Here is a 282-nt window from a genome sequence, read left to right on the forward strand (position 1 = left end):
TCTCAAGCGCGGGAGTATCAAAGGCAGTTCCGGAGTTGAGCTCCGGGATTTCACCCCTGACTTTCCGCGCCGCCTACGCACCCTTTACGCCCAGTGATTCCGAACAACGCTTGAGGCCTCTGTATTACCGCGGCTGCTGGCACAGAGTTAGCCGCATCTTCCTCTTGTGATACTCTCAAAACCACAGGCAGTTACTCCCTGGTTCTTACTCTCACATGACAGGAGTTTACAATCCGAAGACCGTCATCCTCCACGCGGCGTCACACCATCAGGCTTTCGCCC

The 282-nt window shown here is 55.7% G+C and carries 1 rRNA gene; it reads right to left on the reverse strand.

Going from position 1 to position 282, the window contains the following annotated elements:
* Positions 1-282, reverse strand: a 16S ribosomal RNA gene (locus ACTHSQ_RS11220); the annotation flags it as partial.

Source organism: Neisseria sp. P0009.S008 (assembly GCF_051958615.1).
In the GTDB taxonomy this organism is placed as follows: Bacteria; Pseudomonadota; Gammaproteobacteria; order Burkholderiales; family Neisseriaceae; genus Neisseria; species Neisseria subflava.